Origin of the sequence: Blautia sp. DFI.1.216, assembly GCF_020594215.1 — a bacterium.
In the GTDB taxonomy this organism is placed as follows: Bacteria; Bacillota; Clostridia; order Lachnospirales; family Lachnospiraceae; genus Blautia_A; species Blautia_A wexlerae.
Window position 1 is genome coordinate 1 of the sequence record NZ_JAJDML010000174.1, and the last position, 471, is coordinate 471.

At 36.5% G+C, this 471-nt stretch carries 1 protein-coding gene; it reads left to right on the plus strand.

The features are described from left to right. Nucleotides 1-228: 228 nt before the first annotated feature. Nucleotides 229-471, plus strand: a 243-nt coding sequence (locus LJE11_RS19305) for a hypothetical protein (RefSeq protein ID WP_147421738.1), incomplete at its 3' end; no start/stop codon positions are given.

A 471-nucleotide genomic window follows, 5' to 3' on the forward strand; every position in this document is an offset into this window, starting at 1 on the left:
CTACATCTACAGATTTTCTTCCATTGAATTTAAATAACGAAACTTATCTTTACAGAGATTGGGTTCCTGCAAAGGTAGAAAAAAGCGGCTTTTCAAGCCGCTTTTTCTGCATAGTTAAATATGTTAAATAAAAAAAGATTGTTGAAAAAATATTACATATATGATACAATTGTTAACATAAACGTAACATGATAACGAGGTATAATGATGGAAAGAAGGCAAAGTATTATGAGAAGGAGAGGCAAAACATTTTTATCGCTGTTTCTTTCTGCTGTGATCGTTACCGGTCAGCCGGTATTGGCAGCCGATTTTTCTGCTGGAGAGGAAACATTTATTTCGGAAACCACAGAGCAGGAAGGCGATGTATCGGAAGCTTCAGCTATTTTCGAGGATACTGTGGATTCAGACAGTGAAATGAGATATGAGAAATATGAGGCGACAGTTTCTAGTGAAATCCTTGATTTGGGACAG